The sequence below is a fragment of the Blastococcus sp. CT_GayMR20 genome, from assembly GCF_004570345.1.
In genome coordinates, this window is sequence record NZ_SPQM01000167.1 from 1 (window position 1) to 8,806 (window position 8,806).

At 69.8% G+C, this 8,806-nt stretch carries 9 protein-coding genes; 5 read left to right on the plus strand and 4 right to left on the minus strand.

The window, feature by feature from the left end:
- The coding region (locus E4P40_RS23860) for a hypothetical protein (RefSeq protein ID WP_135160863.1) at positions 1-180 on the plus strand (180 nt) is incomplete at its 5' end.
- Here the strand turns inward: E4P40_RS23860 and E4P40_RS23865 are convergent.
- The 3 genes from E4P40_RS23865 to E4P40_RS23875 all read right to left on the minus strand — a co-directional run bounded on the left by E4P40_RS23865 (position 177) and on the right by E4P40_RS23875 (position 3,174).
- Complete coding sequence (locus tag E4P40_RS23865; protein ID WP_135160864.1) at positions 177-650, minus strand: hypothetical protein; 474 nt, start codon at positions 648-650, stop codon at positions 177-179. The genes E4P40_RS23860 and E4P40_RS23865 overlap by 4 nt on opposite strands.
- Positions 651-730: 80 nt before the next feature.
- Entirely contained in the window at positions 731-2,332 is a 1,602-nt protein-coding gene (locus E4P40_RS23870) for a hypothetical protein (RefSeq protein WP_135160865.1), read from the minus strand.
- The gene (locus E4P40_RS23875; protein ID WP_135160866.1) at positions 2,302-3,174 is read right to left on the minus strand and encodes a hypothetical protein; all 873 of its coding nucleotides are present in this window, start codon (positions 3,172-3,174) and stop codon (positions 2,302-2,304) included. Before E4P40_RS23875 ends, E4P40_RS23870 begins: the two co-directional genes overlap by 31 nt.
- A 163-nt stretch (positions 3,175-3,337) precedes the next feature.
- Here E4P40_RS23875 and dusB point away from each other — a divergent pair, with 163 nt between their 5' ends.
- The 3 genes from dusB (at position 3,338) to ppdK (ending at position 7,805) form a co-directional block, all read left to right on the plus strand.
- Positions 3,338-4,498 (plus strand): tRNA dihydrouridine synthase DusB, encoded by a 1,161-nt coding sequence (dusB, locus tag E4P40_RS23880; RefSeq protein WP_135160867.1) that lies wholly within the window; start codon positions 3,338-3,340, stop codon positions 4,496-4,498.
- Positions 4,495-4,935 carry a hypothetical protein gene (locus E4P40_RS23885; protein ID WP_135160868.1) on the plus strand — a complete coding sequence of 147 codons (441 nt, stop codon included), beginning with the start codon at positions 4,495-4,497 and terminating at the stop codon, positions 4,933-4,935. Before dusB ends, E4P40_RS23885 begins: the two co-directional genes overlap by 4 nt.
- 170 nt (positions 4,936-5,105) lie before the next feature.
- Positions 5,106-7,805 (plus strand): pyruvate, phosphate dikinase, encoded by a 2,700-nt coding sequence (gene ppdK / locus E4P40_RS23890; RefSeq protein WP_135160869.1) that lies wholly within the window; start codon positions 5,106-5,108, stop codon positions 7,803-7,805.
- A gap of 42 nt (positions 7,806-7,847) precedes the next feature.
- Here ppdK and E4P40_RS23895 read toward each other — a convergent pair whose 3' ends face one another.
- Positions 7,848-8,441, minus strand: coding sequence for a hypothetical protein (locus E4P40_RS23895; RefSeq protein WP_135160870.1), 594 nt, complete (start codon positions 8,439-8,441; stop codon positions 7,848-7,850).
- A gap of 173 nt (positions 8,442-8,614) precedes the next feature.
- On the opposite strand from E4P40_RS23895, the gene E4P40_RS23900 reads away from it, so the two are divergent.
- Positions 8,615-8,806, plus strand: a 192-nt coding sequence (locus tag E4P40_RS23900) for a hypothetical protein (protein ID WP_135160871.1), incomplete at its 3' end; no start/stop codon positions are given.

Consider the following 8,806-nt stretch of genomic DNA (forward strand, 5'->3'; position numbering starts at 1 on the left):
CAGGGCTCGGAGTGGGGCGAGCTCGAGGGCATCGCCAACCGCACCGACTTCGACCTGTCGACGCACTCCGAGCACTCGGGCACGGACCTGTCGTACTTCGACCAGGCGACCAACACCCGCTGGACGCGGTCGAGGCGTTCCTCGCCGCCCGCCTCCCCGGCTGCTGAACAGGTTGGCTAGGACGCCTCCGCCGTCATCGCATCGGTCGCGCGCTGACCCGGCGCGCGACCGACTCCGACGTCTTCGGTCAGCTGGAACCGTAGTTTCCGGGCGTGCAGACAGATGCCGTCTGCTTCGTCGTCCGTGAGAATCGATCCCGCCTGCAGCGTCGTGACGCCGGAGTGCAGAGCATTGACGAGGTCGAAGAACCTGTCGCGCGCGGCCGGCGTCAGGAACATCCCCGCGGCCTCGTCGAAGTACCACCGACGAAGAGTCAGGAGCGGTGCGCCGGGCTGGAATCGCCAGTGGTCAGAGTGTGGCGGGGGTCCCTCGACGATGGTGCCGGACGCGTCGAAGAGCCGCTGGTAGTGCGGCAGGCGGAGATCTCTCAGCCGCCTCTCCTCTATCAGTTCGAGCTCTGCGGCCTTTCGCGAGCGGACGTTGACGTACGTCAGGATGCCGGTCACGACTGCGCCGACTAGAACGGTCACCAGGCTGATCCACTCTTCCATCAGCGCCTCTCAGAGCCTTCGTCTGCGGTTCGGCACTCGGCGGTCAACCGCACCCGTGGTCATGGCAGCGTGTACCTGGCGAGCTCGGCGTTTGGTCCGCAGCTGCCGTCCAGGCACTCCGCGTAGTGGAGGACGAGGGTGTCTCCCTGCTCACCCGCAGGGACTTCCGGATTCCACGTGAGCTTTCCATCGGGGTCAGCGGACAAGGTCGCAAAGGCCAGCCGATAGGAAGGTCTGCCCTCGGCCCCCTGTCGGCACACCGAGACCTGAAGGGTTGTGCCGGGTGCGATGTCCGTCCCGGCGACGGTGACCTCCAGAGCACCGGCGGACTCGGCGGTGATGTGTCCCGTCAGTTCCAGGCCACCACGCGGGTTGTCCGCCTGGAGCACCTTGCTGATGTGCGCATCCTCGGTGGGGCACTTGCGCCCCTGGCTCACGTCGACCACGCAGTGGCTCACGGTGACTTCTTCCCACCTGCTCATGAGCAGCGGGACATTGACGACCTCATCGATGCTGTCCAAGCCGTCAGGCTGCAGAAGACTCGTCCAGATGCTGAAGGACTTGCGGTCCTGACGAGCCGGTGGCGAGGCGTCTCCGTCCTCCCCGCTTTGTGCTTGATCGTCGTCCGGTGGAGGCGGGAGTGGACGTGGTGTGCCGTGGACCCTCACGACGAGGTTCTGCTTGCTCATGCGCCCAGCCAATGCGTGGATCTGGACGACAGGTGTGCCGTCGACCGTCATGAAGACGGCCGTGACTCGTGGGTTGATCGCGGCCAACTTCGACTGAACGGACAGCTTCGACGCACCGTAGAGGCCGAGCGCGGTGGCTGTGACGCCCAAGATGATCACGGCGGCGACGAACGGGATGGTCACGTCGCGGACATACGCCCACGCGATCGCGATCACGAAGAGCAGGACAAGCGCAGACGTGATGACCGTTGGTGCCTCGACGTCGCGCAGGAGATAACTACCTGCGAGAAGTATGACGATCGGAGCCGCGACCAGCAGCGTCTGCGCTTGCCGCTTGGCAGATTTACGCTTCGCGGATTCCCGCTTGGCCAGATCCGCGTCCTTGACGGTTTGGGATCTGTTGGCGGCAGCGTCTTCCTTCTCCTTTCGCTGGACCTCGAGTAAAGACGACACGGCGAAGGGAACTGCGAGGGCGGCCGCGACCATGCTGAGCGACGAAAGTGTGGAGAGTGCCAGGTTCCCCGCGGAGTCGTCATCCGGATGCGGGAACCCTCTCCAAAGCACCCAGGCAATGAGCACGGCAATCAAAGCAACCGTAGTAGAAATGCTCAGCCTCACCCGAGACGGGCCCCGCCCGATGATCCATACGAGCGCCACGACGAGTGCCAGGACGTCGAACGCCCAGAGGAGTGCGAGGGTGATCTGCCACCATGCGAGTTCAGTCTGGCCCGGCGGGGGTGGTCGCAGGATGTCAGGAAGCACCATCGCCGCGACGAGCATCATGGCCGCGACCGCCACGAGAACAGCCCAGAATCTCATCAGCACACCGGCGCGCAGTGCGGGGGCGAACAGGGAAGCCAGCAGTCCCCCACCCAAGAACAACACGACAGCGAGTGCGGCTTGTGGATACTGCCGCAGCGCCTGATCCAGGACACCCTCTTTCACGCCGAAGAAGAGCAGGAGGGCAAGCAAGGCCGTGAAGCCGCTCGCTGCCCATTTCGACGCAGACCCCAATTTGCCGGCGTCGATGAAACTTTCCCTCTCCGACTTATCATGACGTCGAGACCGTGTTTGTGAACCGAACCGCTCGAACTCCGCGCCGGCACTCGGTTTGGCGGTCCCGTCAGGCTTGTCGATGATCTTCCACCTCTGAGGTGGATCCCCGTTGTCCCCCACGCGGCGAGTGTGCTCCCGCTCCATTCGGGCAACAAGGGATCCCTGCACGGCCACCCATCGGCGACCATTCCGATGGGTGCCTCGCCCACATCAGAGGCGGTCTGTGGCCGCGTCTCGCCTTCGTACCCACCTTCTTCCTCGTCCGCGGCCGCCTTCAGCCGTGCCGTCGCGCGCAACCAGACCGGTTCCAGGGCGGGCCAGTCGTCCGAGGAGCGGGCGTTCGCCAGATCGAGGGCGACGCGCGCGGCCTCGGTCAGCGCAGCGTGCAGCCGAGGGCCCAGCAGCAGCTCCCGGACGTTGAGCTCCTCGTAGACCTCGGTGAGCGGGACGATGTCGTAGCCGACGAGGAACCCGTCCGGCAACGCCTGCCCGTGCCGCGTCCGGTTCAGCGTCGTCGTGATGCGTTGCAGCCGCATGGACAGATCGCTGAACGCCACGTACCGGTCGGTCAGGATCTTCTCCTCGAACCCTGACCTGCGGTCCAGTCGCAGGCGGAGGTCCTCGGCGTAGGCGTCCAGCCGCGCGGAGACCGCCTTCTCCACGACGGTCTTGGCCACGAACAGGAACACCGCCGCGAGAGCGACGAGTCCGACGACGGCGGGGGAGTAGTCCTTCAACCAGGTGAGCAGATCGTCCATGGCGGCACTGCTCGTGCTTGCAGCAGCGCAGCAGAGGCGCGGTCGGTGCGCGAGTGCTGAGTTGTGGTCGCCGACACGCGAGGACGCGCCGGCGGGAACGACGACAACTCACCACTCGACCGGACGAGGGGGGTGACGTGCCTCTCCGCCTACGCTGGGTGGCATGACCAGCACGCTCGAGCGGACGACGACGGCCCTGCCGCCGTTGAAGCTCGGCGCGCTCGCGGTGGACCCGGCGGTGGTGCTGGCGCCGATGGCCGGCATCACCAACCCGGCGTTCCGGACGCTGTGCCGTGAGTTCGGCGCCGGCCTCTACGTCTGCGAGATGATCACGACGCGTGCGCTGGTCGAGCGCAACGTCAAGACGCTGCAGATGGTGCGGGCGACGGCCGACGAGAAGGACGCGTTCTCCGTCCAGCTCTACGGCGTCGACCCCGCGACGGTCGGCCGCGCGGTGGAGATGCTGGTCGACGAGGGCGTCGCGGGCACCCGCCCGGCGCACATCGACCTGAACTTCGGCTGCCCGGTTCCGAAGGTGACCCGCAAGGGCGGCGGCTCGGCCCTGCCCTGGCGCCGGGTGCTCTTCCGCGACATCGTGCGCTCCGCCGTCCGGGCGGCGAGGGACGTGCCGGTCACCGTCAAGACCCGCATCGGCATCGACGCCGATCACGTCACCTACCTCGACGCCGGCCGGACGGCACAGGACGAGGGCGCCGCGGCGATCACGCTGCACGGGCGCACCGCCGACCAGCTCTACAGCGGCACCGCCGACTGGTCGCCCATCAGCCGGTTGGTCGAGGCGGTCGACATCCCGGTGCTCGGCAACGGCGACATCTGGGAGGCCGACGACGCGCTGCGCATGGTGGCCGAGACCGGCTGCGCCGGCGTCGTCATCGGACGGGGCTGCCTGGGCCGGCCGTGGCTGTTCGGCGACCTCGCCGCCGCCTTCGCCGGGACGCCGCGGCGCGCGCTGCCGTCGATGGCCGAGGTCGCCGCGATCATGCACCGCCACGCCACCCTGCTCTCGGAGGCGCAGGGCGAGCTGCACGGCTGCACGGACTTCCGCAAGCACGTCGCCTGGTACCTGAAGGGCTTCTCGGTCGGCTCCGACGTGCGCCGCGCGCTGGCGATGGTCAGCGGCCTCGACGAGCTCGCCGAGCTGCTGGCCGGCATCCCCGACCAGCCCTATCCCACCGCCGTCCTCGGGGCTCCGCGGGGGCGGACCAGCCCGCCGCGTCCCGTGGCGCTGCCCGAGGGCTGGCTCGACGACCGGGACGACCCGCGGCCGCCCGCCGGTGCCGAGCTGGAGGTGAGCGGCGGATGACGACGGGGCCGTTCCTGTACGACGACGAGCCGGCGCCGCTGCACACCGGCACCCCGCGGCGCAGCGGGAAGCTGCTGGTGGCGATCTTCGGCGGCACCGTGCTGGTGGCCGTGCTGCTCGTCGTCCTCATGCCGCTGGTCAAGGGGACGCCCGAGGACCAGGTGCGCGAGGCGGCCGGCGTCTTCGTCGCGGCGCTGGCCGACGGTGACCTCGAGACCGCGTACGGGCTGCTCTGCGAGGAGGAGCGGGCCCGCGTCGCCGTCGAGGACCTCGAGGACGAGTACGGCGGATCCGGCACGGCGACGGTGACCGCAGCCGAGGAGACCGACGTCGACGGGGAGGCCGGCTACGACGTGACGGTCCGCTGGTCGGACGGCGGCACGGCGGTCCTGAGCGTCATCAACGAGGACGGCGCCTCCGTGTGCGGAGTGCGCTGACCTGCCTCCCCCGCGTGACCTGAGTCACCCGCCCTGGGCTCGCGCGGCCCGATTTCGTCCGCCACGATCAACGGCACATCATTGACGGGACGTTTAGGACGTCTTGTCGACGCGGCGCCGTCGTTCCACGGTGATGCGCCCGCCGGAGCAGACGAGCGCGGAGGTGCACGGTGGCTGACACGAAGTGGGTCTACGACTTCAGCGAGGGCAGCAAGGACCAGAAGGACCTGCTCGGCGGCAAGGGGGCCAACCTCGCCGAGATGACGAACCTGGGCCTGCCCGTGCCGCCCGGCTTCACCATCACCACCGACGCCTGCCGCTACTACCTGGAGCACGGCGGCACCCCGCCCGAGCTCGACGCCCAGGTGAGCGAGCACCTGGCGGCGCTGGAGAAGGCCATGGGCAAGACGCTGGGGGACCCAGCGGACCCGCTGCTGGTCTCCGTGCGTTCCGGCGCCGCCGCCTCGATGCCCGGGATGATGGAGACCGTTCTCAACGTGGGCCTCAACGACGAGTCGGTACAGGGGCTCGCCGCCCAGTCCGGCAGCGAGCGGTTCGCCTGGGACTCCTACCGCCGGCTGATCCAGATGTTCGGCAAGACCGTCCTCGACATCGACGGCGACCTGTTCGAGCACGCGCTCGACGAGGTGAAGGCCGAGCAGGGCACCGACCTCGACCTCGATCTCGACGCCGAGCACCTCGAGGACGTCGTCGGGCGGTTCAAGGCGATCGTCAAGGACGCGACCGGCGAGGACTTCCCGCAGGACCCGCGCGAGCAGATGGACATGGCGATCAACGCCGTCTTCGACTCGTGGAACTCCGACCGGGCGATCATCTACCGCCGTCGTGAGCGCATCCCCAGTGACGCCGGCACCGCGGTCAACGTCTGCTCGATGGTCTTCGGAAACCTGGGCACCGACTCCGGCACCGGTGTCGCGTTCACCCGCGACCCGGGCAGCGGCGCGCAGGGCGTGTACGGCGACTACCTGCAGAACGCCCAAGGCGAGGACGTCGTCGCCGGCATCCGGAACACCGTCCCCCTGGGCGACCTGGAGGACATCGACCGCGAGGCCTACGACGAGCTCATGGCGACGATGTCGCGGCTGGAGTCGCACTACCGCGACCTCTGCGACATCGAGTTCACCATCGAGCGCAACAAGCTCTGGATGCTGCAGACCCGCGTCGGCAAGCGCACCGCCGCCGCGGCGTTCGTCATCGCCACCCAGCTGGTCGACGAGGGCCTCATCGACATGGACGAGGCCGTCCGCCGGGTGACCGGTGATCAGCTCGCCCAGCTGATGTTCCCGCGGTTCATCTCGGGCGGGGACGCGACGCAGCTCACCCAGGGCATGAACGCCTCGCCGGGCGCCGCCGTCGGCAAGGCGGTGTTCTCCTCCGAGGAGGCCGTGACGTGGGCGCAGCGCGGTGAGGACGTCGTCCTCGTGCGGCGCGAGACCAACCCTGACGACCTCTCCGGGATGATCGCCGCGCAGGGCGTGCTGACCAGCCGCGGCGGCAAGACCTCGCACGCGGCCGTCGTCGCCCGCGGCATGGGCAAGACGTGCGTCTGCGGCGCGGAGGAGCTGCAGGTCGACACCAAGGCGAAGAAGTTCACCGCCCCCGACGGCACGGTCGTCAGCGAGGGTGACGTCATCTCCATCGACGGGTCCACCGGCCGGGTCTGGCTCGGCGAGGTGCCGGTCGAGCCGTCAGCCGTCGTCCGCTACTTCGAGGGCGAGATCGACCCCGAGGCCGAGGACACCGAGGCCATCGTGCGCAGTGTGCACCGGATCCTGGTCCACGCCGACCAAAAGCGGCAGCTGGCGGTGCGGACCAACGCCGACACCCCGGAGGACTCCGCCCGCGCCCGCCGGTTCGGCGCCCAGGGCATCGGTCTGTGCCGGACCGAGCACATGTTCCTCGGCGACCGGCGGAAGCTGGTCGAGAAGCTGATCCTGGCCGACGGCGACGACGAGCGGCAGGCGGCGCTCGACGCCCTGGAGCCCCTGCAGAAGCAGGACTTCCTGGAGATCTTCGAGGCGATGGACGGGCTGCCGGTCACCGTGCGGCTGCTCGACCCGCCGCTGCACGAGTTCCTGCCCGACCTCACCGAGCTCTCGGTCCGCGTCGCCCTGGCCGAGGAACGCGGCGAGCCCGACGAGGGCAGCCTGCGGCTGCTGGCCGCCGTCCGCGGCATGCACGAGTCCAACCCGATGCTCGGGCTGCGCGGCGTCCGCCTGGGCCTGGTCGTCCCGGGTCTGTTCGCCATGCAGGTGCGCGCGATCGCCGAGGCGGCCTGCGAGCGCAAGAAGGCCGGCGGTAACCCGCGGCCGGAGATCATGATCCCGCTCGTCGGTGCCGTGCAGGAGCTGGAGGCGATCCGGGAGGTGTCCGTGCGGGTTCTCAACGAGGTCTTCGAGCAGGAGGGCTGCGAGGTGGACGGCCTGCTCGGCACGATGATCGAGGTGCCGCGCGCGGCCCTGACCGCCGGCGAGATCGCCGGGTCGGCGGAGTTCTTCTCCTTCGGCACCAACGACCTCACCCAGATGACGTGGGGCTTCTCCCGCGACGACGTCGAGGCGGCGTTCTTCCACCAGTACCTGGACAAGGGCATCTTCGGCATCTCGCCGTTCGAGTCGCTGGACCGCGAGGGCGTCGGCCGGCTGGTCGAGATCGCCGTCCAGCAGGGCCGCGAGGCGCGGCCGGACCTCAAGCTGGGGGTCTGCGGCGAGCACGGCGGCGACCCCGACTCGGTGCACTTCTTCCACGAGGTGGGCCTGGACTACGTGTCCTGCTCGCCGTTCCGCGTCCCGGTTGCCCGGCTGGAGGCCGGCCGCGCCGCGCTCGGCGGCGAGCGCGCCGGCAGCTGACGCGGCGGTGCCGGACGGGAGGTCCCGTTCGGCGCCGTGGGCTCATCGGGCAGCCACGCTCCGCGCGGGCGTGTGCGTGGGGGCCGCGGCGGTGGTGAGGCCCAGCAGGGCGATGCCGAGGTACAACGCGGTCTCGGCGTATCCGGGGTGCCCCCAGCCCGGCGCCAGCGCCTCGAGGGCGAAGGTGAGCCCGATGATCGGGACCGGGGCGACCATCAGTGCCGCGGGCACCCGGACGTCCGGACGGCGCAGGAGCGCTCCGCCCAGCACGGCGCCGAGGACGAACATGACGAGGAACGCGATGCCGGCGACGGCTCCGAAGGCCTCGGACCCGGCGACGGAGACCAGCAGGTAGCCGGTGGCGAGGACCGCCAGGTCGGCGGCGAACACCCGCCGGATCCAGCGGACGACACCGCTGCCGGCGTCGATCAGCCGGGCGTTGCGGACCAGCACCGCCGCGAGCAGCCCGAAGGTCACCATCATCAGCAGGTTGGTGGTGACCAGCGCCCAGGTGGTGGTGCTCTCGTCGTCCCACGGCGGGACGACGTCGGTGGTGGCGCGCAGGACGGCGTCGCCGATGGACACGACCGACAGGACCACCGCGGCGCCCAGCGCCGACCGCTCCAGCTGCTTCACGAGTTCCTCCTCCGGACAGCGCCTCCCTGGTGGCTGCGCGATGCCGAGGACGCTAGGAACGGCAGGGCGGCTGGGCGTCGGCCTGACGGACCGACTGCGACGGCACCTGCGGACGAGTCGTCTCCGACCTTCGGACGACGCCATGACGGCCGGTCCCTGGCTACGGTCGGCGCATGCCGCGCACCCGCGTGCTGAGCGCTCTCGCCGCCGCGTCGATCGTGGCCGCCAACGCGGTCTGGGTGCGGGTCGACGAGGCAGCGGGGGCCCCGGAGTTCCTCTTCGGGTCGGTGGTGTTCCTGACGCTGGCGGCGGTGCTGCGGCTCGCCGTCCGGGCCGGTCGCCGGGCCGCCGACGAGCACGCCCGG